This window comes from Neorhizobium phenanthreniclasticum, from assembly GCF_040066075.1.
Taxonomy (GTDB): Bacteria; Pseudomonadota; Alphaproteobacteria; order Rhizobiales; family Rhizobiaceae; genus Neorhizobium; species Neorhizobium petrolearium.
Genome location: NZ_JBEAAL010000009.1, coordinates 1 through 22,163, shown reverse-complemented (window position 1 = coordinate 22,163; position 22,163 = coordinate 1). Strand labels below are relative to the sequence as shown.

Here is a 22,163-nt window from a genome sequence, read left to right as displayed (position 1 = left end):
CATTTTTTAGGCGGGATTTTCTATTGCCTCAAACCTTATTATGCACTAAACGAATTGACATAGATCAATGCTGCAATTTGCGCATTATGGGTTGGCGATGGAAATCAAGCAGCTCGAAGTCTTTCTGGCGGTCATGTCGGCGGGCAGCATCACCGCCGCGGCGCGCCTTTTGGATCGCTCGCAATCCCAGGTGACACGGCTTGTCCAGGAACTGGAGGCTTCGGTCGGGTTTCCGCTCTTCGAACGGAATGGCCCGCGCATCACACCCACGTCCAAGGCGATTGCCTTCCATGCCGACGCGGAACGTTTCCTGACCGGGATCGGCCAGCTCCAGGAGCGGGCGAAGACAATCGCGTCCTCTGAGCTCGGCCCCATCGAGATCGCCGCGATCCCGGCCTTCGCGAGCGGTCTCCTTCCGCTGGCGCTGGCCGAGATGCCGGAAAGCCTGCTTCCCCGGAGCATCCATCTGCGCAGCATTTCGGCCGAGGCTGCGGTCCAGTCCGTGCTTGCCCGCACGGCCGATCTCTGTGTCGCATCGCTGCCGGTCGAGCATCCTGGTCTTGAAGTGCATGGCCTATTTCAGTCGCCTTGCGTGGCGGCGGTCGCGGTGGATGATCCTCTGGCCGCCAAGCCGACGATTTCCATGGAAGATTTCGCCGATCGTTGCCTGATCACCATGGCGAACCCCTTCCGTCTGCGCCGCCGCGTCAACCAGGCGCTTGAGGTTGCCGGTGTCCGGCCGTCGCGCATCGTTGATACCAATGCGGCGCTCAATGCGTTGCAACTCGCATCGACCGGCTTCGGCATCGCGATCGTCGAGCCCGCCACCGCCTATGGCGTCGAGCTGAAGAATGTCGAAATCCGCCCTCTGGACATGAACGTCCCGTTTCTCTGGGGGATTTTCTCGGCGGCTTCCAGGCCGCTTCCGGATGGCGTCCTTGAGCTCATCCAGTTGATCATCAGGATTTCAGCCGCCCGCATGCCCGGTTTCATCGCGCATGATCCGGGTCATATCGAACGCGTTGCCGATGCCACGTTCGGCGCCGGCCAGCATGCACAGGAGCATTGATCTTGAACGTCCAAGCCAAGCAGCCGGCGACGGGTCTGGCAGGTCTCGAAAGCAGACTGGCCGACGACCTTTCGCTCCTCGAGCTTCCTCCCAAGGAGTGGGTGCCGGCGACCGAATACGACGGCAAGCGTGTCTATGACGCCGTCGTCATCGGCGCCGGCATGTGCGGGCTCGTGGCGGCCGCATCGCTGAAGATGCTCGGTATCCACAACGTCGTCTGCCTTGACCGGGCTCCGCAGGGGCTCGAAGGGCCATGGGTCACATTCGCCCGCATGGAGACGCTCCGCTCACCCAAGCAACTGACGGGGCCGGCCCTCGGCTTGCCGTCACTGACCTTCCGCGCCTGGTATGTTGCCCAGTTCGGCCAGGACACCTGGGAGGCGCTTGGCAAAATCCCGAAAGAGCAGTGGATGGACTATCTGGTCTGGTATCGCAAGGTGCTCGACCTGCCGGTTCGAAATTGCATCGCCGTCACCGGCATGGCGCCGGTCAATGACGACCTGATCGCAATTGATGCGACCGACTTCGCAAGCGGAAAGGATGAGCGGCTCTACGCACGGCATGTCGTGCTTGCAACCGGCCGCGACGGTCTCGGCCGCGGCTACGTGCCGGACTTCGCACACCACGTGGACCGCAGGTTCTGGGCGCATTCGGCCGATGACATCGACTTTGCTGCCCTGAAGGGAAAGCGCGTCGCCGTGATCGGTGCCGGGGCCTCGGCCATGGACAATGCTGCGACCGCCCTCGAAGCAGGGGCCGCCGGCGCCGACATGATCATCCGCCGCAAGGAGATGCCGCGCATCAACAAGTTCACCGGCATTTCCAGCCAGGGCGTCGTGCAGGGCTTTGCGGGCTTGAGCGACGACTGGAAGTGGAAGTTCATGGACTATGTGCTGGGCGCCCAGACGCCGCCGCCGCGGGACTCCACGCTCCGGGTCTCCCGTCATCCGAACGGTCGTTTCTTTCTGGCGACCGGGGTGACCGGCCTGCGTGAAAAGGGCGACGGGGTGATTGTCGAGACCAGCCGCGGCGACCTGGAATACGACTTCGTGATCTTCGCGACAGGCTTCCGGGTGGATCTCGATGAGCGGCCGGAACTTCACCATTTCGCGCCCTTCATCCGGTTCTGGCAGGACACCTATGCGCCCGCCGAGGGCATGGAGAACGGCGAGCTCGCGACTTCGCCCTATCTCGGTCCCGATTTCGAATTCCTGGAAAAGGCACCGGGAAGCTGCCCGTCGTTGCGCCTCGTTCATTGCTTCAATTACCCGGCATCGCTCAGCCACGGAAAGCTGTCGGGCGATATCCCGGCCGTCAGTGATGGCGGGCGCCGGCTGGCGCGCGGCATCGCCCGCAGCCTCTTCGTCGCTGATCGCGAAACCCATTTTGCCAACCTGGTGGCGTACGAGACGCCGGAATTGCTTGGCGACGAGTGGACCGATTCCGCCGCAATGCTCGACGATCTCGAAAAGGGTGCGGCGGAATGAGAGACACGGTTCTTGCCACTGCGGGGCCTTGCCCATGAACCGCTACCTGGCAGTCAAGCTCGCAGAAGCGCTGCTCGCCATCTGGGGCGTAGTGACCATCGTGTTCTTCGTCAGCCGTGTGCTGGGCGACCCCGCGGTGCTGCTGCTTCCGGTCGGAGCCGACCAGCAGGAGATCGACGCGCTGCGGGTCTCCCTCGGCCTCGATCGGCCGATCCTCGAACAATATGCCCTGTCCATGTTCGCGATGCTGTGTGGAGATTTCGGCATCTCCTTCCAGCATACTCGTCCCGCGATGGACGTGGTTCTCGAACGCATGCCGGCGACCATCGAGCTTGCCGGGACCGCATTGCTGTTCGGTACGCTGATCGGTGGCGCCGCCGGCGCGGTTGCCGCCTTGAAGCGCGGCACCATCTCCGAATTCATCGTCATGATCGCGGCCCTGCTGGGGCAGGCGACACCCGTCTTCTGGCTCGGCATCATGCTGATCCTCGTCTTCTCGGTCGATCTCGGCTGGCTGCCGACCGGCGGCTCGGGCACGATCGCCCATCTGGTCCTGCCGGGGCTGACGCTTGCGGTCTTCGTCTCCGCCTCCATTGCCCGGCTTTTGCGGTCGTCGCTGCTCGACATCATGCGCGAGGACTATGTCCGCACCGCCCGCGCCAAGGGCCTCATGCCGCGCACGGTATTCTTCTGGCATATCGCCCGCAACGCGCTGATCCCGGTCGTCACCATGATCGGCATCATCGCCGGCGAGTTGCTTGGTGGCTCCGTGGTCATCGAGACCGTGTTTGCCTGGCCGGGCGTCGGACGCATCATCATGCAGGCGATCCAGGCCCAGGATTTCCCGGTCATTCAGGCGGGTGTCGCTCTCGTTGCCGCTATCTTCATCCTCATCAACCTGCTGGTCGACCTGCTCTACGGCGTGCTCGATCCGCGCATCAGCCGGCAATAAGGGGGGCGGTCCATGAAGTCCTTCTTCCTCGCCCTCCTGAAAAGCCGCGCCGGGCTGTTCGGCTTCGCGCTCGTCGCCATCTTCGTTCTGGCCGCGCTGCTTGCGCCCTATCTCGGCCTGCCGGTCCCGACGCGCTCGAACCTCGTCGCCCGCATGGCGGCACCCACCTGGACGGGGCTTTTTTCGCCGGGCGCCCATCCGCTCGGCACAGACGAGCTCGGCCGCGACATCCTCTCGCGCATCGTCTACGGGAGCCGGGTGACGCTGACGATCGCCACGGCCGCCGTCGTTCTCGGCGGCATCGTCGGCACGCTTCTCGGCATCGTCGCCGGCTATTATCGCGGCATGGTCGATCGGGTGCTGATGCGCATCGTCGACATCCAGCTCGCGCTGCCTCTCATGCTGCTCGCGCTCCTGGTGATCGCGGCGCTGGGGCCATCCACCACCAATCTGGTCGTCGTGCTCGCGCTGACGAGCTGGCTGCGCTACGCCCGCATCATCCGCGGTCAGGTTCTGGCTTTGCGGGAGAGGGAATTCATCCTTTCCGCGCATGCGATCGGGGCAGGGACCTGGCGCATCATGATCAAGCATCTCCTGCCGAACGTCCTGACTCCGGCGCTCGTGATTGCGACCCTGGAGCTCGCCCGCATCATCATCATGGATGCGGCGCTGTCCTTCCTCGGCCTCGGCGTCCAGCCGCCGAACCCAAGCTGGGGCCGCATGCTGGCCGATGGCCGCGTCTACATCTCGACGGCCTGGTGGATCGTCACCTTCCCGGGCGTCGCGATCCTTTTGACCGTGCTTAGCGTCAACCTCCTGGGGGATTGGCTGCGCGACTATTTCGATCCGAAATTGAGGACCATGCGATGAACAAGATATCCCCATCCAGCCTGCCGCCCCGCGTCGGACGCCTCAAGGCGGGTATGGCGAAACAGGAGGTCGATGTCATCATTTCCTTCAAGCCGGAGAACAGCTTCTATTTCACCGGCTTCAACCCGATCATCTATTCGCATCCGGTGATTGCCATCCTCACGCGTGACCATGATCCGATCATGCTCGTGCATGCGCTGCGCGACGATCATGGCCGGGCGAGCGCCTGGGTACCGGACATTCGCCTTTATGGCGCATGGTCCACCAAGGTGACGATGGGGCCGAATTGGCAGGATGCGCTCGCCTCCATCCTCGGCGACCTCGGCGTTGCCGCAAAGACGGTCGGAATCGAGGAGGAGTTCGTCTCGATCCAGCGGCTCGGCCAGCTTCGCAAGGCCTTGCCGGACGCGACATTCACCGATGTCAGCCATCTCATCGACCATTGCCGGCTGATCAAGGATCCCGACGAGATCGCCCAGGCGCGTATTGCCGCGAAGATCGCCGACCTCGGCATGGATACCGCGGTCGAAACGCTGGCGGCAGGCGGAACGGAGCGGGATGTCGCGGTCGCCTCGATGCATGCGATGAACAGGCTCTGGGCGGAAAACTATCCCGATGTGGAGGTCTGTGATTTCGGCTCCCTGGAGGGCGGCGTTCAGAACGGCCTCTGGACCTGGGTGCTCTCCGGCCCGCGCATGTTCTTCAATTGCGATAACCCCACCCAGCGCAAGCCGCAGCGCGGCGAGGCGGTCTCGGTTCTCATCTGGACGATCGCCAACGGCATCCATGCGGAAAACGAGCGGACAGTGGCCATGGGGCCGCTGCCGGAGGTCAACAGGCGGGCTCTCAACGCCATCCTCGAAATCCGCGAGGAGGTCGACGCAATCATCAGGCCCGGCACACCCTACAGGGACCTGTTCGAGAAGACCCGTGAGGGCCTGAAAAAGCGCGGCTATGGCGCCAATATTCCCGGCCGAATCGGCCACGGAATCGGGCTCGGCGCCCATGAGCATTCCTCGCTCGATGCCAATTCTCCGTTGGTGCTGGAGCCGGGCATGATCTTCACCTTCGAGCCCAATATCCGTGTGCCCTGCGTTTGCGCCACGCAGATTTCCGACACGGTTCTCATGACCGAGACCGGCCGCGAATACCTGACCCGCTCCGCCGGCGGCTACCTGGAGGTCTGAGCGTCCGATGGCTCCGCTGCTCGAGGTCCGTAATCTTACCGTCGCGTTCGACACGCCGTCCGGCACGGTGCATGCCGTCAACGACGTATCCTACACCCTTGAGGAGGGGGAGACCCTCGGCATCGTCGGCGAATCCGGTTCGGGCAAGAGCGTGCATGCGCTTTCGATGGTTGGGCTGATCGCCACGCCGCCGGGCCGCATCGTCAGCGGCGAGGTGATCTTCAACGGTCGCGACCTGCTGAAACTCTCTCAGCGCGAGCTTTTCGAGGTGCGCGGCAAGGAGATCGGCTTCGTCTTCCAGGACCCGATGACCTCGCTCAACCCGGTGCTGACGATCGAGCGGCAGATCGCCGAGCCGCTGCGCCGGCACTTCGGCATGTCGACGAGCCAGGCACGGGCGCGGGTGATCGAACTTCTCGAACTGGTCGGCATTCCCGATGCCGCCCGCCGTGCCCGGCAATATCCGCACGAGTTCTCAGGCGGCATGCGTCAGCGGGTGATGATCGCCATCGGCATTTCCTGCAACCCGAAGCTCCTGATCGCCGACGAGGCGACGACGGCGCTCGACGTCACCGTCCAGGCGCAGATCCTCGATCTCGTCCGCGATCTGAAACGCAAGATCGGCACGACCGTCATCTGGATCACCCACGACATGGGCGTGGTCGCCGGACTGGCCGATACGGTGCAGGTCATGTATGGCGGCCGCATCATGGAGCGTGGCCCGGTCCGCTCCGTTTTCCACGATCCGCGCAGCGCCTATACTTGGGGTCTTCTGAAATCGCTTCCACATGGCGGCCGGCGCGGTATCAACCGGCTCTACCAGATTCCCGGCAATCCACCCGATCTGACGAAGGAACCGGTCGGCGATCCTTTCGCGCCGCGCAATCCCTTCGCTACGGAGCGGTGCAGATTGGAAACGCCGCCGCTTGTCAATGCTGCCGACAGCACTCCCGGCCATCGGGTGGCGGCCTGGTACGACCTGCGTGCCGAGCTTGCGCGCATGGAGGCACAGGCATGACCGAGCTTCACGCCACCCCTCTCGTTTCCGTCAACCGGCTTTGCAAGACCTATGGTGGTGAAGGGGGGCTGTTTGGGTCCCGGACAGTTGCGCTCAAGGCCGTCAACAATGTCAGCTTCGACATTGCGGCCGGCGAGACGCTCGGCCTCGTTGGCGAATCCGGCTCGGGCAAGAGCACGACCGGACGCGTGCTGCTGCAGCTCGAGGCGCCGACAAGCGGCGACATTCTCTTCAGGAACAAGAACATCACCGGCCTGTCGAAGACGATGCTCAAGCCCTACCGGCGCGACATGCAGATCATCTTCCAGGATCCGTATGCCTCGCTCAATCCGCGCATGACGGTCGGAGAATTCGTCGCCGAACCGCTCGACGTGCACGGGCTTGCCGGGGCGCGGTCGGAGCGGCAGGACCGGGTCGCCTCCCTCTTCAAGAAGGTCGGCCTCGACCCCTCGTTCATGAAACGCTATCCGCACGAGTTTTCCGGCGGGCAGAGGCAGCGCGTCAACATCGCCCGGGCGATTGCGCTCAACCCAGCCTTCATCGTCGCGGACGAGCCGATCACCGCGCTCGACGTGTCGATCCAGGCGCAGATCGTCAACCTGTTCCAGGATCTGCAGGACGAGCTGGGGCTAACCTACCTCTTCATCGCTCACGACCTGTCGATGATCCGCTACCTCTGCCATCGGGTCGCGGTGATGCTGCGCGGCCGTATCGTCGAGATCGGCCCCTGCGAGGCGATCTTCGAGAACCCGCAGCATCCCTATACGAAGGCGCTCCTTTCGGCGATCCCGGTTCCCGACCCGGATATCGAGCGCAACCGCCGACCCATCGCTTTTGATGTCAATGCCAACCTGCCGCCCGAGGAAGCCTCGCTACGGGCGGTCGGGGATCGGCACTTCGTCCTCGGAGGTTAGCGCCATGCACCTGTTCGCGACCCATTTCGGAACCTATGAGGTCGGCTGTGACGCGAACGGGAAACCGCGGCTCCTGCCTTTCCGGCATGATCCCGATCCCTCGGAAATAGGGCTTGGCTATCTCGATCTTGCCGATCATCCCGAGCGCATCCGTGCGCCCATGGTTCGGCGCTCCTGGTTGGAAAATGGCCCGCTGGCCGGCACGGGCGTCGGTCGGGGCAGGGAGGGATTCGTCGCGGTGGGCTGGGACGAAGTCACAGGCCTGATCGCCGATGAATTGAGGCGTGTTCGCTCCACCCACGGGAACCAGGCGATCTTCGGCGGCTCCTACGGCTGGGCGAGCGCTGGCCGTTTCCATCATGCGCAAAGCCAGCTCAAGCGGCTTCTCAATCTCGCCGGCGGCTTCACCTCCTCGGTCAACAGCTATTCCTACGGTGCGGCCGGCGTGCTGCTGCCGCATATCCTGGGGAGCGAGTACAAGGACGCCTGCGATACATCGCCCTCCTGGAGCGACATTTTGGAGAACTGTGAATTGCTCGTCGGCTTCGGCGGCTTCCGGCTGACCAATGCGCAGGTCGAGGCGGGCGGCACCGGCAGCCATCGCGCGGTCGAATGGCTGCGCCGCTGCCAGGAAAGGGGCGTTCGCATCGTCGTATTCAGCCCGGCGGCAAGCGATGCGCCCTTGGGCCCGAATGTCCGGCACGTCCCGATCCGCCCGAACACGGACGCGGCCGTCATGCTCGGCATGTGCCACAGGCTGTTGACCGAGGGATTGTTCGATTGCGAGTTCCTGAAGCGCTGCACCACGGGCTTCGGAGAGTTCGAAAGCTATCTGGTCGGGGAGGGGGACGGCATTGCCAAGGACGCGGCCTGGGCGTCGGCAATCTCCGGCGTGCCGGCCGAGACGATCATCGAAATCGCCGAAGACCTGCACGACCATCGCAGCCTGATCAACGTTGCCTGGTCGCTGCAGCGCGCCCGTTTCGGCGAACAGCCGTTCTGGGCGGCGATCACGCTTGCTTCCATGGCCGGCCATGTGGGCAGGAAGGGCTGCGGTTTTGCCTTCGGCCTGACCGCTGTCAATGCCGTGGGCCAGCCGGTGCGCCGGCTGAAGGGGCCGGCATTCGAGCAGGGGCGCAATCCGGTGAGCCATTTCATACCGGTCGCGCGCACAACCGAGCTTCTTGAAAATCCGGGCGGTCGGATCGACTACGACGGCCAGGCCCTCGAACTGCCCGATATCCGGCTCGTCTGGTGGGCGGGCGGCAATCCGTTCCATCATCACCAGGACCTCAACCGCCTTGCGGAAGCCTTCCGGCGCCCGGAAACGGTGATCGTCACCGAGAACATGTGGACTGCGACGGCGAAGATGGCGGATATCGTGCTTCCCTCGGCCTTTCCATTCGAGCGTGATGACGTCGCAGCCTCTTCGCGAGACAACTGGCTGGTCTACAGCCGGCGCGTCATGGAACCGCCGGAAGGGGTGCTTACCGATCACGAGGCCTATTGCCTGATCGCCGACAGGCTTGGCTGCCGCGAAGCGTTTGATGAAAACCGCTGCGTCGACGACTGGCTGGCTCATATCTATGAAGGTTATCGGGAACGCTATCCCGAACTGCCCGACTTCCAGTCCTTCCGCCTGCGGGGCTTTGCGGCCCTTGACGAAGGGGAGGAGGCGCCGGCGCCCGCCGATCATTTCCGGCGGTTCGCGAAGGACCCCGAAAGTGCGCCGTTGAAGACGCCGAGCGGCCGCATCGAGATCGCCTCCGGCACGATCGGCAAATTCGGCTATCCCGATATCGGCTTGCATCCCGCCTGGAGGGAGCCGGAGGAATGGCTCGGCGCGCCGCTTGCGTCAAAACACCGGTTCCATCTTCTTTCGCCACAGCCTGCGCACCGCCTGCATGGACAGCTTGAATATGGTCCCGCCAGCCAAAGCGCCAAGTTGCGGGGGTACGAACGGTTCACGTTGAGCGCCGTGGATGCAAAGGGGCTCGCCGTCGAGGATGGCGATCTTTGCGAACTCTACAACGACCGGGGTCGTACGATCGCAGCCGTGACGATCGATGCGGATCTGATGCCAGGTGTGGCCGTGCTGCCGACCGGCGGCTGGTTCCGCCCGGATAGCGACGGGATCGATCATGGCGGCAATCCGAATACGCTGACGCCGATCACGGCCGCTTCCCGCCTGTCTCAGGCGACCGCACCGAATTCCTGCCTGGTTTCGATCCGCGCATGGCGCGGGCCGGCACCGGAACAACAGCATGAGGACTGAATGCATGGATCAGATTGATATCCTGTCAGGGATAAAGCCGGGTTCCGAACTGTACCGGATCCGCCGCGAGCGGCCGGACTATGTGGAAGGGACGGAACTGTGCCGTCAGACGGTGCTGGAGCCCAACCATGGATTCGACATCGGCCACGCGATGCGCGCAGCGCTTGCCGCCCGCATGGCGCGGCTGATCGGCCGGAATGATCTGGCGCGGACCTATGACCTGATGCTGGACGAGGCCGGCAGCGACGAGACGCTGGCGGCGATCGCCTCTGCTGTCGAACTTCCGACGGGTGCGGATATCTTCACACAGGCGCTTGTCCGCCATGCCGATCTCGTCACCAAAACGCCGCGTAACAACACCAGGGCCGATATCGAGCGTCTCGAAGCCGCCGGACTTTCGAACCCGCAGATCATCGCGCTCTCGGAACTGATCGCCTTCGTCAATTTCGAGGCCCGGGTGATCGTCGGCCTGGAAGCGTTGGAGCGGGTGGCATGAGTGCGTCGCGTTTCAAGGTCAAGGCGCTCGCCTGGGCGCCCTATATCGAGCCGGTCGATGTGGCGACCGCCACGGAGGACCAGCTTGCGGCCATGCAGGTGACGCCTTCCAACACCAAGGTGTCGCCCTATGTGCGCACGCTCGCGCACGACCCGGAATCCTATGTGGCACGGACGAAGCTCTTCAATGCCATCATGTATGCCAAGGGGGGACTCGATCGGGCCGAACGGGAACTCGGCGCGCTGGTCGCGTCCGCCGTCAACCGCTGCGTCTATTGTGCCTCCGTTCATGCACGCCGCTACGTGGAGCTTTCCGACCGTTCCGACGTGGTCGAGGAAATCTACATGCGAGGCCTCAACGGTCCGTTCGAGCCGAAGATCCAGGCGATCGTCGATTTCTGCAGGACGCTGTCGGAGACGCCCTCGCATGTCGGCCAGGATCAGGTGCAGACGCTGCGCGACCACGGCTTGTCGAAAGCCGAGATCGTCGACCTTATCCATTCCGCAGCGATCTTCGGCTGGGCCAACCGCCTGATGCACACGCTTGGCCATTCCACGCCGGTTGACGGCCGATAACATGAACAAGGAGAACACCATGAACGCCATATCGACCGAGAATGCCCCAGCCGCGATAGGGCCTTATTCGCAGGCTGTCCGACATGGAGATTTGCTGTTCGTCTCGGGGCAGCTTCCGATCGATCCGTCGACCGGCAATTTCAATTCCGACGATGCCGTCGAGCAGATGAAGCAATGCCTGAAGAACATTGCTGCGATAGCCGAAGCGGCCGGCACTGATCTGTCGAAGACGATCAAGACCACGATCCTGCTGACCGATCTTTCCGGTTTCGCGGCGATCAACGAAGCCTACGGGGCGGCGTTCTCCGCGCCCTATCCGGCGCGCGCCACCTTCGAGGTCTCGGCCCTGCCGAAGGGCGCCAAGGTTGAGGTCGAAGCCGTCATCGCCATTCCTGCAAAGGCCTGATCCATGTCGGATACGCAATCCTGCCCGTCCTGCCCGCCGGTGATGCGGTTGCCCGAAAGCGAGGATCGCGACTGGGCGCGGCACGCGATCGGGATATTGCAGGGCGACGGCCGCCGCTCGGCCGACACCCATTTGGTCAACCCGGTCTTCAAGGGGTTGAAGGGCATCTCGATCTACCTGAAGGACGAGTCGACCCATCCGACCGGCAGCCTGAAGCACCGGCTTGCCCGTTCGCTCTTCCTCTACGGCATCTGCAACGGCCGGATCCGGAAGGGCACGACGCTGGTGGAAGCCTCGTCCGGCTCGACCGCGGTCAGCGAGGCCTATTTCGCGCATCTTCTGGACCTGCCCTTCATCGCGGTGATGCCGCGCTCGACGAGCAGCCAGAAGATCGAGGCGATCGAGCGCTTCGGCGGGCGCTGCCATTTCGTCGAAAGCCCCGGCGAGGTCTATCACGTCGCCCAGCGCCTGGCTGAGGAGGCTAAGGGCTATTATCTCGACCAGTTCACCTATGCGGAGCGGGCGACCGACTGGCGCGGCAACAACAACATCGCCGAAAGTATCTTCGAGCAGATGCAGGCGGAGCGCCATCCGCATCCGGCCTGGGTGGTGATGAGTGCCGGCACCGGCGGCACCTCAGCGACGATCGGGCGCTACATCCGCTACCGGAATTTCCCGACGAGGCTCTGCGTCGTGGATGTCGAATATTCCGCCTTCTACGATGCGTATTGCTCCGGCGACGTGAACGTTACCTGCGAGAGGCCCTCGCGCATCGAGGGGATCGGACGGCCGCGGGTCGAACCGTCCTTCATTCCGGGCGTCATCGACCACATGATCAAGATCCCGGATGCGGCGTCGATTGCGGCCATGCACGTCCTGTCGGAGCGGCTGTTCCGGCGCGTTGGCGGTTCGACCGGCACCAATTTCTTCGGGCTGTGCTGGATTGCGGGCTGCATGATGGCGGCCGGGGAGGAGGGCTCGCTGGTCTCGCTGATCTGCGACAGCGGCGACCGTTACACTTCCACCTACTACAACCCCGACTGGCTGAGGGAAAACGGCATCGACATCGAGCCGCACAGGCAGATGATCGAGACCTTCCTCGATACCGGCAAGTTCGATCCGCTTATTCTCAAGGATACGCGATAGAGGAAAGACCGTTCCTTGCGGATGCACATAACGGCATGAAAAAGAAAGACATTCGAGAAACCAGAAGGAGACGGAACATGGACAGGAAAATGATATCTGCGGCGATTGCCGCCTTTTCGCTGAGCGCCCTGATGTCGACCACGGCGCTGGCCGAGGGCAAGACGCTGACGATCGGCATTACCAATACGATCAACACTTTCGATCCGCATATGACGGCATCGGTCGGCACCGACCTGAGCCTGCTCAGCCATATCTATCCGTCGCTCGTGCTGCGCGCGCCGGACATGAAGATCGTGCCCTCGCTGGCCACCGAATGGAAGAGCGTTGACGACCTGACCTGGCGGATCACGCTGCGGTCGGACGCTACGTTCAACGACGGAGAGAAGATCGATGCGGAAGCGGTGAAGTGGAATTTCGACCGCGTCCGCGACCCGGCGCTCAACGCCCGCATCAAGGCGTGGTTTGCGCTGATCTCCGACGTCAAGGTCATCAGCCCGACGGAGCTGGAGATCAAGACGAGCGCGCCCTATCCGGCGATGATCGAGCAGCTCTCGATGTTCTTCCTGCTTCCGCCGAAATGGGCGGCGGAGCACAAGCCGGCAACCGAGACGGCGTCGGGCGGTCCTTACGTGCTGAGTTCCGTCAAGCCGGGCGAAAGCTTCACGCTCAATGCCAATCCGCAATACTGGGGCGATAAGCCTGATTTCGATCAGGTTGTCATCCGTGTCATCCCCGAACCGGCGAGCCGCGTCGCGGCCCTTCTTGCCGGTGAAGTCGACTTCGTGAACTCGATCCCCACCACCGAAATCCAGCGCATCAAGGACAATGGCAGCGCCCAGGCCGGCGCCGTGCCGAGCACGCGCACCGTGTTCATCAAGTTCAACACGACAAAGCCGCCGCTCGACAACAGACTGTTCCGGCAGGCCCTCAATTACGCCGTCGACAAGGAAGGCATCGTCAAGGCCATCTTCAACGACCAGGCCGAGATCGCCCGTTGCGAAGTGATGTCGAAGACCTATTTCGGCTTCAACCCGCACCTGAAACCTTATCCCTATGATCCGGACAAGGCGGCCGAACTGCTGGAGCAGGCAGGCGGCGCCCCTTCCGAGCCGATCGAGTTCGATGTTCCGAGCGGAACCTATCTCAACGGCGGGGAGGTGGTGCAGGCCGTCGCAAGCCAACTCGAGGAGATCGGCGTCAAGACAAAGATCGTCGAGATGCAGTTCAGCGCCTACATGGACAAGTACCTGAAGACGAAGGATCTTGCCCCCTTGAGCCTGCTCAGCCAGGCTTGGCCGACGATCGATGCCGACGGTCTCCTGACCTTGTTCGCGCCGGGCAACATGTACGCCTATTGGGATAATGCAGATTTCGGCAAGGCGCTGGCGGACGGCCGTTCGACCATGGACAAGTCCAAGCGCCAGGAGGCCTACAAGAAGGCGACCGAGGTAATGTGCGATGAAGCGCCTGCGCTTTTCCTCTACACGCAGCCGGCAACCTTTGGGCTTTCCAAGCGCATTACCTGGACGCCGCGCGGCGACGATTGGGTCCGCGCCTTCGACATGAAGCCCGCCAACTGATGATCCGGCATCCCGCGCTTGCACGGCGCGGGATGCCTTCCTGCCAGATCGAGGACAATCCATGCCGACAGTGACCCTGAACAACGCCACCTTCGTTTACGACGATATCGGTGATCCGGATGCGGAAGCCATCATCGCACTTCATGGCGGACGCGGCATCGGCGATCGGCGCGGCGAATTCAACGCCTACAAGCCGCTGTCGGACAACTACCGCCTGATTGCCTACGACCAGCGCGGATGCGGCGAGACCAGCCTGACGCCGCCCTATACGTTCGAGCAATTGGCAGATGACGTCGAAGCCTTTCGCGTGAACCTGTGCGGCGGCCGCAAGATCATCCTGGAGGGAGGTTCTTTCGGCGGCATGATCGCGCTGACCTATGCCGTCAAATATGGGCACAACCTGTCCCGGCTGATCCTGCGCGGCACGGCGGCGAGCTATCATCACGAGGACGACGCTATGGTGGTGTTCAAGGAGCGCCTCCACAAGGCGACGAGCGCCTCGCTTTCGATGCTCGACAAGATGTTTTCCGACAAGGTGAAGGACGATACGGAGCTTCGTCTCATCTGGCTCGCCCTGCAGCCGCTCTATTATGAGAAGTTCGATCCGGATGCCGCGCTGGAACGGACCCGCACCATGCACCTGCATGCGGAAACTCATAATGCGCTCTTCAAGGAACGGCTCTACGACCTGCGTGATCGCCTCAAGGACATCCCTGTGCCGACGCTGGTTATCTGCGGTGCGGAAGACTGGATCTGCCCTCCCAACCATTCCCGGTTGATCGCCGAGCGGACCCCCAGGGGCGAGCTTCTCGAAGTGCCGGGGGCGAACCATGCGGTGCATGCTGAAGCAAATGGCGTTGTCGTTGCGGCAATACGGGAGTTTCTGGAACGGACCGCAGCCTGAAGGGGCAGGTTTGATGGCCTCCCATCCATGGTGCGAAGCGGCGAGGGGCGGTATCGCCGCCAGCTGCGATCTTACTCAGGATCGCCCACATCATGTCAGCTGAGAGACGACGGAGTTAAACTGGACAGAAGCGAGCTTCGCACCGCTCTTGTCGATATTCCATTGACTTCATCCATATATCGAGTAATCTGGATATATGGAACAGGAAAAAGCCATTCTCGCCCTTGCGGCGCTGGCCCAGCCGACGCGGCTTCAGGCCTTCAATCTGCTCGTTCAGCACGAACCGCTCGGGATTCCTGCCGGCGACGTCGCGAAAATGCTGGCCGTGCCGCAGAACACCATGTCCTCGCATCTGAGTGTCCTTGCCCGTGCCGGCCTCATCCATGCCGAGCGAAGGAGCCGGTTGATGGTCTACAGGGCCGACATCGCCGCGCTGCGCGATCTGACCTTGTACCTTGTCAAGGACTGCTGCGGCGGCAGGGCTGAACTCTGCGAACCGCTGATTGCCGAACTTTCCCCCTGTTGCCCTCCGCAGAAGGTGTCATCATGACCAAGACCACATTCAACGTGCTTTTCCTTTGCACCGGAAACTCCGCCCGTTCGATCATCGCTGAAAGCATCCTGAAGAAGGATGGTGCGGGAAAGTTCAACGCGTACTCGGCCGGAAGCTATCCGAAGGGGCAGGTTCACCCGCTCGCAATCGAGACGCTTCAGGGGCATGGCTATCCGACCGAAGGCCTTCGCTCCAAGAGCTGGGATGAATTCGCAGTCCCCGGTGCGCCGGAACTCGATTTCGTCTTCACCGTCTGCGACAACGCTGCGGGCGAGGCGTGCCCGGCATGGCCTGGCCAGCCGATGACCGCCCATTGGGGGCTGGAAGATCCTGCCGCCCTGGAAGGGACGGATGCGGAAAAGCGCGTCGCCTTCGGCCAGACCCTCCGTTACATGAAGCTCCGCATCGCAGCCTTTGCCGCGCTTCCGGTCGAGAGCCTGGAGCGCATGAGCCTGACCACGAAGCTCCGCGAGATCGGCCAGATGGAAGGCTCCACGTCGAAGAGGGCTGACGTCGCATGACCGAACCGATCGACATCGTCATCTATCACAATCCTGATTGCGGGACGTCACGAAACACACTCGCAATGATCCGGAACGCCGGCATCGAACCGCACGTCGTCGAATATCTGAAGACGCCGCCGAGCCGGGCATTGCTGATGCAATTGATCGCGCGAATGGATATCCCTGTCCGGGATCTTCTGCGCGAAAAGGGCACACCTTATGCCGAGCTGGGGCTCCAGGATGAAACCCTGACCGACGAGCAACTCCTCGACGCGATGATGGAGCATCCCATCCTGATCAACCGCCCGATCGTGGCATCGCCGATCGGCGTCAAGCTCTGCCGTCCATCGGAAGCCGTGCTGGACATTCTTCCGATGCCTCAAAAAGGGGCGTTCGCCAAGGAGGATGGCGAAGCCGTCGTCGACGCGGAAGGCCGCAGGGTTTCCTGACCCGGCTCCCGCCGCCGTCACCCCGAACTTTTCAGAAAGAGGCTTTGCCATGCAGCCCGCTCGCCCTACGATACGTCTTTCGTTCCTCGACCGCTATCTGACGGTCTGGATATTCGCCGCCATGGCTCTCGGGCTGATCCTCGGCACGGTTTTCGAAGGCCTGCCGGCCTGGCTGAACAGCATGTCCATGGGCACGACCAATATTCCGATCGCGATCGGCCTCATCCTGATGATGTATCCGCCGCTCGCGAAGGTTCGCTACGAGGAACTGCATCAGATCTTTGCCGACAAGCGGATCCTCCTTCTTTCCCTCGTCCAGAACTGGATCATCGGTCCGGTGCTCATGTTCATTCTGGCCGTCGTCTTCCTGCGCGGCTACCCGGAATACATGACCGGACTGATCCTGATCGGTCTTGCGCGCTGCATTGCCATGGTGCTCGTCTGGAACCAGCTCGCGCGCGGCGACAACCAGTATGTCGCGGGTCTGGTCGCCTTTAACTCTATCTTCCAGATCCTGTTCTTCAGCGTCTACGCGTGGTTCTTCCTCTCTTTCCTTCCGCCATTGTTTGGGCTGGAGGGCAGCGTCATCGACGTCTCGTTCTGGACGATCGCAGAAGCCGTCCTCATCTATCTCGGCATCCCGTTCCTGGCGGGCTACCTGTCGAGACGCATCCTGACAGCTGTCAGGGGCAGGGAGTGGTACGAGAAGGCGTTCCTTCCGAAGATCAGCCCGATCACGCTGGCCGCGCTTCTTTTCACGATCGTTGCGATGTTCAGCCTGAAAGGCGGCGACGTCGTCCGGCTGCCATTCGACGTCGCGCTGATCGCCATCCCGCTGACCATCTATTTTCTGGTCATGTTCACGGTCAGCTTCTTCATGGCGAAGACGATCAATACGGATTATCCGCGGACCACCGCAGTCGCATTCACCGCAGCCGGAAACAACTTCGAACTAGCGATCGCCGTCGCCATCGCGGCCTTCGGTCTCGCGTCGCCGGTGGCCTTCGCCGCTGTCATCGGTCCATTGGTGGAAGTGCCGGTCCTGATCATCCTCGTTCAGTTCGCGCTGTGGATGGGCAGGCGCTACTACGGCTCTCAGATGGATCGTGTCCCCGCCGAGTGACATCGTGGCATTCAGGCGGGACCTCTGCAGTCGATTGACAAGGGCCGGCAAAATTCTCACCATCCCGACATGCCGTGCCGACAATGTGAACTTATCAAATACGCGACCAGTTCCTCGCCTTTTGCAAACCTAGCAGGACCGTTCATCTACGTACTGTTTTCCGAATGCGTGGCCCGCAAGGCTCATGCTCTCGACCCTGCGGCATATGTCTTCAAACTCGGGTTCTCCGGTGGCGGGCAGGACCGGTTTCGTTCTCTGATCGAGGGATGGCGCTACAAGGGCGGGAGCACTGCACCGCTTGGCAACTGCAGGAACTGGGTGTCTATCGGCGTCTGGAAGATGAAGACGGCTGAGGCATTCGAGCGCAAGTTCATCAAGGTCGCAGTCGAGCGCCACCGGATTCTCCAACCTCACGTCTATCTTGATGGGGAAAGACCGATCGAACAGCCCCGCTCCAATGGCGAGACCGAAATCTACTGGTTCAACGACCAGGATTTCGTGGACCTGCCGCTCTATCAGGACCGGGTATGCACCGAGGAGCGGGGAAATTTCGCCGCGCTCCAAGGCATGTTCGATGCCATCAGGGAGCGCGGCGACAAATTTAGGGCGGAACTGGCCGTCCCGAAGAAATAGGCTTCTGCTATTTCACCTTTCCGACGCCGGAATAGGTGAAGCCGTGAGCTTCGACTTCCGGCCGACGATAGACATTGCGCAGGTCGACAAGGATCGGGGTCTTCATGACGGACTTGAGGCGCTCAAGGTCGAGCGCGCGCAATTCGTTCCATTCGGTGACGAGAACCGTGACATCGGCGCCTTCGGCGGCCTGATACGGACCGCTCGCAAACTCGATCTCCATGAGCTGTTTGGCGTTTTCCATGCCTTCAGGATCGTAGCCGGAGACGATCGCGCCCGCATCCTTGAGCGTCTGCACGACGGCGATTGCCGGGCTGTCGCGCATGTCGTCCGTATTGGGCTTGAAGGTCAGTCCCAGCACGGCCACCTTCTTGCCCCGAACGTCGCCGCCGGCAGCGGCGATCACCTTGCGGCCCATGGCGCGCTTGCGGTTGTCGTTGATGGCAATCGTCGTTTCGATCAGGCGGACAGGGCTGTCATAGTCCTGCGCGGTCTTGGCAAGCGCCAGCGTATCCTTCGGGAAGCATGAGCCGCCATAGCCCGGGCCAGCATGCAGGAACTTCGAGCCGATGCGGCCGTCGAGGCCGATGCCGCGGGAGACATCCTGCACGTCGGCGCCGACACGCTCGCAGAGATCCGCCATCTCGTTGATGAAGGTGATCTTCATCGCCAGGAACCCGTTCGCGGCATATTTGATGAGTTCCGAGGTGCGGCGGCTGGTGAAGAGGAGCGGCGACTGGTTGAGGTAGAGCGGCCGGTAGACTTCCGTCATCACCCCACGGGCGCGCTCGTCGGAAAGGCCGACGACGATACGGTCCGGGCGCTTGAAATCCTCGATGGCGGCCCCTTCGCGCAGGAATTCCGGATTGGAGACGACGGCGAAATCCGCATCCGGATTGGTTTCCCGGATGATCCGTTCGACCTCGTCGCCGGTGCCGACCGGTACTGTGGATTTCGTGACAACCACGGTGAAACCCCTCATCGCTGCGGCGATTTCGCGCGCTGCGGCATAGACGTAACCAAGGTCGGCATGGCCGTCGCCGCGGCGGGACGGGGTACCGACCGCGATGAAGACGACGTCGGCGTCGGCGACTGCCTGACCGAGATCGGTGGTGAAGGAAAGGCGCCCCGCCTTGACGTTCGATTCGACCAGCGCGTCCAATCCGGGCTCGAAGATCGGGATGACGCCTTTCTTCAGCGCCTCGATTTTTTCCACGGCTTTGTCGACGCAAACCACATCATGTCCGAAGTCCGCAAAGCAGGCTCCCGAAACCAGGCCGACATAACCCGAACCAACCATCACAATACGCATTTGCAATCCTCATCACGGTCGAGCAGAACATCTGCCCTGATTTTAAGCTTTTCCTACCGCATCCAGCTTTTATTGCAACGCATCATTCAGAGCAGGATTAATTCCACTTGGATTCCTGCCGATCAACTGAAACTGCATTTGCCGGCGCAGCGACGTCCTTGGCCGGACATCGACCGGCTATATGACTTTGATATGAAAGCCTTCGACGGGTTGTTCATAAGCGTGACCGGCTAGCAGGGGTTCTGACGTCTGCCCCAGGCGATGAAATCGGGATTGGCAAAATCCGCCATGCCGGGTTGTCCGGTCTTGCCGTAGCGGAGCGGTTCTCCATTAAGGTCCAGGGTCGATCCGCCGGCCGCACGCAGCACCGCATCGCCGGCCGCCGTATCCCATTCCATGGTTCGTCCAAAGCGGGGATAAAGATCGGCAGCCCCTTCCGCAAGCAGGCAGAATTTCAGTGAAGAGCCGATAGAGCGGATATCCGATGCGCCGGACTGCTTGAGGAAAGTCTCTGTTTCGACGGAACCGTGGGAGCGGCTCGCGACGCAGACCGGGGGCGTTTCGACGGGCCGGGCCGAAATCCGCTGTCGGCTGCTGGTCAGGTCATCGCCGACGATGAGTTTCATGGCGCTCCCATGTCCGCCGAGATAGGCGACATGCAGAGCGGGAGCATAAACCACTCCGAGCACAGGCTTGCCTTCTTCGATGAGGGCGATGTTGACGGTGAAATCCTTGTGTCTGTTGATGAATTCCTTTGTCCCATCAAGCGGATCGACCAGGATGAAGGAGCGGCCTTCGATCGAAGGCACGCGACCTGCGGCCACTGATTCCTCCGCGATCACCGGAATGTCGGGACAATCCCTGGCGAGTTCGGCGAGGATGATCCTCTCGGCTTCCTCGTCCGCCTCGGTGACCGGCGAGCGATCGGCCTTGTAACGAGTATCCGGTCCCGCCCTGTAGATATCCAGGATGGCCTTTCCCGCAAGAAACGCGGCTCTTTCGAACGTAGCCAGCATGGACATCACGACGCCCTCGAAGCGTTTGAACCATTCACGGACAGTCGGACGAGGTGCTGGCGTGTGGCATAAAGGGCGATCGCGGCCGCATTGGAGACGTTGAGCGATTTGATTGCGCCGGGCATGTCGAGCCTAGCGAGCGCCGACACGGTCTCGCGGGTCTTCTGGCGCAATCCCTTGCCTTCCGAGCCGAGCACGAGTGCAATACGGTCACCGACAAACGTGTCTTCAAGCGGAGCGGGGCCCTCCGAATCGAGCCCGATCGTCCGGAAGCCGAGCTGGTGCAGCGCGCCGATCGCATCGGCGAGGTTGGTCACCTGTATATAAGGTATGAGTTCGAGCGCGCCGGACGCCGATTTGGCGAGGACACCGGATTCGGTCGGGCTATGTCTCTGGGTGGTGATCACCGCGCCGGCACCGAAGGCCACCGCCGAACGCATGATCGCGCCGACGTTGTGCGGGTCGGTCACCTGGTCGAGAACGAGAAGCAGCGGGCTATCCTTCAGTGCCTCCAGCCTGCGAAGCGGCAAAGGCCGGGTTTCCAGCATGACGCCCTGATGGATGGCCTCCGGGCCAAGCACCCCGTCGATATCCTGCGGCGAGACGAATTCGACCGGGAAGGGAAGGGCGGGCGCTTCGCCGATGTCGAGACGAGCGAACGCGTTCTGTGTTACCGACAGCTTGATCAACTCACGCTCGGGGTTGTCGAGCGCGGCGCGCACGGTATGCAGGCCGTAAAGAAAGACCTGATCCGGCTGAAGCTGTGGCGGCTTCCAGTCCTTGTTGGATTTCTGCCGCCTCTGCGGCGGCATCGGGATTTCGCCGCGGTCGCGCTTGGCGTCGCGCACGGCGCGCCTCAGCGTGGCATAATGGCTGTCGCGGCCGGATTTGTCTTGTTTGCTGTCCTTGCTCATGGCGCTTTATAGCGACGCCGATCCGTTCGGCAAAGCCCCCGCGTGGTCGAGGTCCCTGTGCATAGCGGTCGTTTTTTTCGTCATTTTTCCAAAAACCTCGTGTTGACAGACGGGAGCGGGGCAGTCATATACGCGGCGCAGATCGCGGGGCACCGAAAGCACCTCGATCTGACGAGCTTGGTCAGTAGATCCAGACGGAAAACTGGAGGGATGCCCGAGTGGTTAAAGGGGACGGACTGTAAATCCGTTGGCTCAGCCTACGTTGGTTCAAATCCAACTCCCTCCACCATTCTGTCGCCGGATCGGACCACCCCGCGGGTATAGCTCAATGGTAGAGCAGCAGCCTTCCAAGCTGAATACGCGGGTTCGATTCCCGCTACCCGCTCCATATCTTCTCCGATGCATCCCTTTAAGTGCGGTTGTTTTGTCGGACCATGACGCCCGCTTTCCCGGGCGGCAATGTCGATTGTCATGTGGCGTCCTGAATGACGTTGCGGTATCGCCAAATCCTGAGGCAGTTCTGCGGGGATTTTTCGTGTTCCCCTTGTCCGGCCGCGCGTCGCAATTATGTCTTGCGCATTCTTATGGAAAGCCTTAAACGGCGACACCAAACCCGGGCGCCGGGTCCACCTCTTATGTTCACAGGAAGCATTCAATGGCAAAGAGCAAGTTTGAGCGGAATAAGCCGCACGTCAACATTGGCACGATTGGTCACGTTGACCATGGTAAGACGTCGTTGACGGCAGCGATTACGAAGTATTTCGGCGAGTTCAAGGCTTAT

The 22,163-nt window shown here is 62.1% G+C and carries 23 protein-coding genes and 2 tRNA genes; 22 read left to right on the top strand and 3 right to left on the bottom strand.

Annotation, left to right across the window (positions count from 1 at the left end; all coding sequences use genetic code 11):
- The first annotated feature begins 97 nt into the window (after positions 1–97).
- From ABK249_RS14340 to ABK249_RS14250, 19 genes are all read left to right on the top strand, one after another.
- Positions 98–1,069 (top strand): LysR family transcriptional regulator, encoded by a 972-nt coding sequence (locus ABK249_RS14340; protein ID WP_227702582.1) that lies wholly within the window; start codon positions 98–100, stop codon positions 1,067–1,069.
- Positions 1,069–2,556 carry an NAD(P)-binding domain-containing protein gene (locus ABK249_RS14335; RefSeq protein WP_407722060.1) on the top strand — a complete coding sequence of 496 codons (1,488 nt, stop codon included), beginning with the start codon at positions 1,069–1,071 and terminating at the stop codon, positions 2,554–2,556. The genes ABK249_RS14340 and ABK249_RS14335 overlap by 1 nt, the downstream gene beginning before the upstream one ends.
- Before the next feature lie 34 nt (positions 2,557–2,590).
- Positions 2,591–3,508 (top strand): ABC transporter permease, encoded by a 918-nt coding sequence (locus ABK249_RS14330; protein WP_227702584.1) that lies wholly within the window; start codon positions 2,591–2,593, stop codon positions 3,506–3,508.
- 12 nt (positions 3,509–3,520) lie between these two features.
- Positions 3,521–4,378, top strand: a complete 858-nt coding sequence (locus tag ABK249_RS14325; RefSeq protein ID WP_227702585.1) for an ABC transporter permease — start codon at positions 3,521–3,523, stop codon at positions 4,376–4,378.
- Positions 4,375–5,565, top strand: a complete 1,191-nt coding sequence (locus tag ABK249_RS14320) for a M24 family metallopeptidase (protein ID WP_227702586.1) — start codon at positions 4,375–4,377, stop codon at positions 5,563–5,565. Before ABK249_RS14325 ends, ABK249_RS14320 begins: the two co-directional genes overlap by 4 nt.
- Positions 5,566–5,572: 7 nt before the next feature.
- A complete protein-coding gene (locus ABK249_RS14315; RefSeq protein WP_227702587.1) occupies positions 5,573–6,583 on the top strand; it encodes an ABC transporter ATP-binding protein in 1,011 nt (336 codons plus the stop codon).
- Positions 6,580–7,497 (top strand): ABC transporter ATP-binding protein, encoded by a 918-nt coding sequence (locus ABK249_RS14310; protein WP_227702588.1) that lies wholly within the window; start codon positions 6,580–6,582, stop codon positions 7,495–7,497. The genes ABK249_RS14315 and ABK249_RS14310 overlap by 4 nt, the downstream gene beginning before the upstream one ends.
- Before the next feature lie 4 nt (positions 7,498–7,501).
- A complete protein-coding gene (locus ABK249_RS14305) occupies positions 7,502–9,772 on the top strand; it encodes a molybdopterin-dependent oxidoreductase (protein WP_227702589.1) in 2,271 nt (756 codons plus the stop codon).
- Between the two features lie 4 nt (positions 9,773–9,776).
- Positions 9,777–10,268, top strand: a complete 492-nt coding sequence (locus ABK249_RS14300; protein WP_227702590.1) for a CMD domain-containing protein — start codon at positions 9,777–9,779, stop codon at positions 10,266–10,268.
- On the top strand, positions 10,265–10,843 hold the full coding sequence (locus ABK249_RS14295) for a peroxidase-related enzyme (RefSeq protein WP_227702591.1): 579 nt from the start codon (positions 10,265–10,267) through the stop codon (positions 10,841–10,843). Before ABK249_RS14300 ends, ABK249_RS14295 begins: the two co-directional genes overlap by 4 nt.
- Before the next feature lie 19 nt (positions 10,844–10,862).
- Entirely contained in the window at positions 10,863–11,249 is a 387-nt protein-coding gene (locus ABK249_RS14290) for a RidA family protein (RefSeq protein WP_037150271.1), read from the top strand.
- 3 nt (positions 11,250–11,252) lie between these two features.
- Entirely contained in the window at positions 11,253–12,395 is a 1,143-nt protein-coding gene (locus tag ABK249_RS14285) for a PLP-dependent cysteine synthase family protein (protein ID WP_348863156.1), read from the top strand.
- Between the two features lie 77 nt (positions 12,396–12,472).
- Positions 12,473–13,975 (top strand): ABC transporter substrate-binding protein, encoded by a 1,503-nt coding sequence (locus tag ABK249_RS14280; protein WP_227702592.1) that lies wholly within the window; start codon positions 12,473–12,475, stop codon positions 13,973–13,975.
- A 61-nt stretch (positions 13,976–14,036) separates the two neighbouring features.
- On the top strand, positions 14,037–14,879 hold the full coding sequence (locus tag ABK249_RS14275; protein WP_037149973.1) for an alpha/beta fold hydrolase: 843 nt from the start codon (positions 14,037–14,039) through the stop codon (positions 14,877–14,879).
- A gap of 196 nt (positions 14,880–15,075) precedes the next feature.
- On the top strand, positions 15,076–15,429 hold the full coding sequence (locus ABK249_RS14270) for an ArsR/SmtB family transcription factor (RefSeq protein ID WP_037149968.1): 354 nt from the start codon (positions 15,076–15,078) through the stop codon (positions 15,427–15,429).
- Positions 15,426–15,953: an arsenate reductase ArsC gene (locus tag ABK249_RS14265; RefSeq protein ID WP_037149964.1), complete on the top strand. Its 528-nt coding sequence runs from the start codon at positions 15,426–15,428 to the stop codon at positions 15,951–15,953. Before ABK249_RS14270 ends, ABK249_RS14265 begins: the two co-directional genes overlap by 4 nt.
- On the top strand, positions 15,950–16,384 hold the full coding sequence (gene arsC, locus ABK249_RS14260; protein WP_227702593.1) for an arsenate reductase (glutaredoxin): 435 nt from the start codon (positions 15,950–15,952) through the stop codon (positions 16,382–16,384). The genes ABK249_RS14265 and arsC overlap by 4 nt, the downstream gene beginning before the upstream one ends.
- Before the next feature lie 49 nt (positions 16,385–16,433).
- Positions 16,434–17,507, top strand: a complete 1,074-nt coding sequence (gene arsB / locus ABK249_RS14255) for an ACR3 family arsenite efflux transporter (RefSeq protein ID WP_037149959.1) — start codon at positions 16,434–16,436, stop codon at positions 17,505–17,507.
- Positions 17,508–17,675: 168 nt separating this feature from the next.
- On the top strand, positions 17,676–18,140 hold the full coding sequence (locus ABK249_RS14250) for a hypothetical protein (RefSeq protein ID WP_227702594.1): 465 nt from the start codon (positions 17,676–17,678) through the stop codon (positions 18,138–18,140).
- Between the two features lie 7 nt (positions 18,141–18,147).
- On the opposite strand, the gene ABK249_RS14245 is transcribed toward ABK249_RS14250, so the two are convergent.
- From ABK249_RS14245 to ABK249_RS14235, 3 genes are all read right to left on the bottom strand, one after another.
- Positions 18,148–19,452, bottom strand: coding sequence for a UDP-glucose dehydrogenase family protein (locus tag ABK249_RS14245; RefSeq protein ID WP_037149953.1), 1,305 nt, complete (start codon positions 19,450–19,452; stop codon positions 18,148–18,150).
- A 230-nt stretch (positions 19,453–19,682) separates the two neighbouring features.
- The gene (gene cysQ / locus ABK249_RS14240; protein WP_037150268.1) at positions 19,683–20,468 is read right to left on the bottom strand and encodes a 3'(2'),5'-bisphosphate nucleotidase CysQ; all 786 of its coding nucleotides are present in this window, start codon (positions 20,466–20,468) and stop codon (positions 19,683–19,685) included.
- 5 nt (positions 20,469–20,473) lie between these two features.
- Positions 20,474–21,382 carry a TrmH family RNA methyltransferase gene (locus ABK249_RS14235; RefSeq protein WP_037149950.1) on the bottom strand — a complete coding sequence of 303 codons (909 nt, stop codon included), beginning with the start codon at positions 21,380–21,382 and terminating at the stop codon, positions 20,474–20,476.
- 204 nt (positions 21,383–21,586) lie between these two features.
- Between ABK249_RS14235 and ABK249_RS14230 the strand changes: the two genes are divergently transcribed.
- The 3 genes from ABK249_RS14230 to ABK249_RS14220 form a co-directional block, all read left to right on the top strand.
- A tRNA-Tyr gene (locus ABK249_RS14230) sits at positions 21,587–21,671 on the top strand.
- 25 nt (positions 21,672–21,696) lie between these two features.
- Positions 21,697–21,770: transfer RNA gene (locus ABK249_RS14225), tRNA-Gly, on the top strand.
- 267 nt (positions 21,771–22,037) lie between these two features.
- Positions 22,038–22,163, top strand: a 126-nt coding sequence (locus tag ABK249_RS14220; protein WP_244520023.1) for a GTP-binding protein, incomplete at its 3' end; no start/stop codon positions are given.

What these genes read in the sequence shown, in the direction of transcription:
- arsC (WP_227702593.1), top strand. Translation starts at nt 15,950, where the DNA reads ATGACCGAACCGATCGACATCGTCATCTATCACAATCCTGATTGCGGG.
- ABK249_RS14315 (WP_227702587.1), top strand. Translation starts at nt 5,573, where the DNA reads ATGGCTCCGCTGCTCGAGGTCCGTAATCTTACCGTCGCGTTCGACACG.
- ABK249_RS14300 (WP_227702590.1), top strand. Translation starts at nt 9,777, where the DNA reads ATGGATCAGATTGATATCCTGTCAGGGATAAAGCCGGGTTCCGAACTG.
- ABK249_RS14330 (WP_227702584.1), top strand. Translation starts at nt 2,591, where the DNA reads ATGAACCGCTACCTGGCAGTCAAGCTCGCAGAAGCGCTGCTCGCCATC.
- ABK249_RS14285 (WP_348863156.1), top strand. Translation starts at nt 11,253, where the DNA reads ATGTCGGATACGCAATCCTGCCCGTCCTGCCCGCCGGTGATGCGGTTG.
- ABK249_RS14340 (WP_227702582.1), top strand. Translation starts at nt 98, where the DNA reads ATGGAAATCAAGCAGCTCGAAGTCTTTCTGGCGGTCATGTCGGCGGGC.
- ABK249_RS14290 (WP_037150271.1), top strand. Translation starts at nt 10,863, where the DNA reads ATGAACGCCATATCGACCGAGAATGCCCCAGCCGCGATAGGGCCTTAT.
- ABK249_RS14295 (WP_227702591.1), top strand. Translation starts at nt 10,265, where the DNA reads ATGAGTGCGTCGCGTTTCAAGGTCAAGGCGCTCGCCTGGGCGCCCTAT.
- ABK249_RS14275 (WP_037149973.1), top strand. Translation starts at nt 14,037, where the DNA reads ATGCCGACAGTGACCCTGAACAACGCCACCTTCGTTTACGACGATATC.
- ABK249_RS14320 (WP_227702586.1), top strand. Translation starts at nt 4,375, where the DNA reads ATGAACAAGATATCCCCATCCAGCCTGCCGCCCCGCGTCGGACGCCTC.
- ABK249_RS14245 (WP_037149953.1), bottom strand. Translation starts at nt 19,452, where the DNA reads ATGCGTATTGTGATGGTTGGTTCGGGTTATGTCGGCCTGGTTTCGGGA.
- ABK249_RS14235 (WP_037149950.1), bottom strand. Translation starts at nt 21,382, where the DNA reads ATGAGCAAGGACAGCAAACAAGACAAATCCGGCCGCGACAGCCATTAT.
- ABK249_RS14270 (WP_037149968.1), top strand. Translation starts at nt 15,076, where the DNA reads ATGGAACAGGAAAAAGCCATTCTCGCCCTTGCGGCGCTGGCCCAGCCG.
- ABK249_RS14310 (WP_227702588.1), top strand. Translation starts at nt 6,580, where the DNA reads ATGACCGAGCTTCACGCCACCCCTCTCGTTTCCGTCAACCGGCTTTGC.
- ABK249_RS14280 (WP_227702592.1), top strand. Translation starts at nt 12,473, where the DNA reads ATGGACAGGAAAATGATATCTGCGGCGATTGCCGCCTTTTCGCTGAGC.
- ABK249_RS14325 (WP_227702585.1), top strand. Translation starts at nt 3,521, where the DNA reads ATGAAGTCCTTCTTCCTCGCCCTCCTGAAAAGCCGCGCCGGGCTGTTC.
- cysQ (WP_037150268.1), bottom strand. Translation starts at nt 20,468, where the DNA reads ATGCTGGCTACGTTCGAAAGAGCCGCGTTTCTTGCGGGAAAGGCCATC.
- arsB (WP_037149959.1), top strand. Translation starts at nt 16,434, where the DNA reads ATGCAGCCCGCTCGCCCTACGATACGTCTTTCGTTCCTCGACCGCTAT.
- ABK249_RS14305 (WP_227702589.1), top strand. Translation starts at nt 7,502, where the DNA reads ATGCACCTGTTCGCGACCCATTTCGGAACCTATGAGGTCGGCTGTGAC.
- ABK249_RS14265 (WP_037149964.1), top strand. Translation starts at nt 15,426, where the DNA reads ATGACCAAGACCACATTCAACGTGCTTTTCCTTTGCACCGGAAACTCC.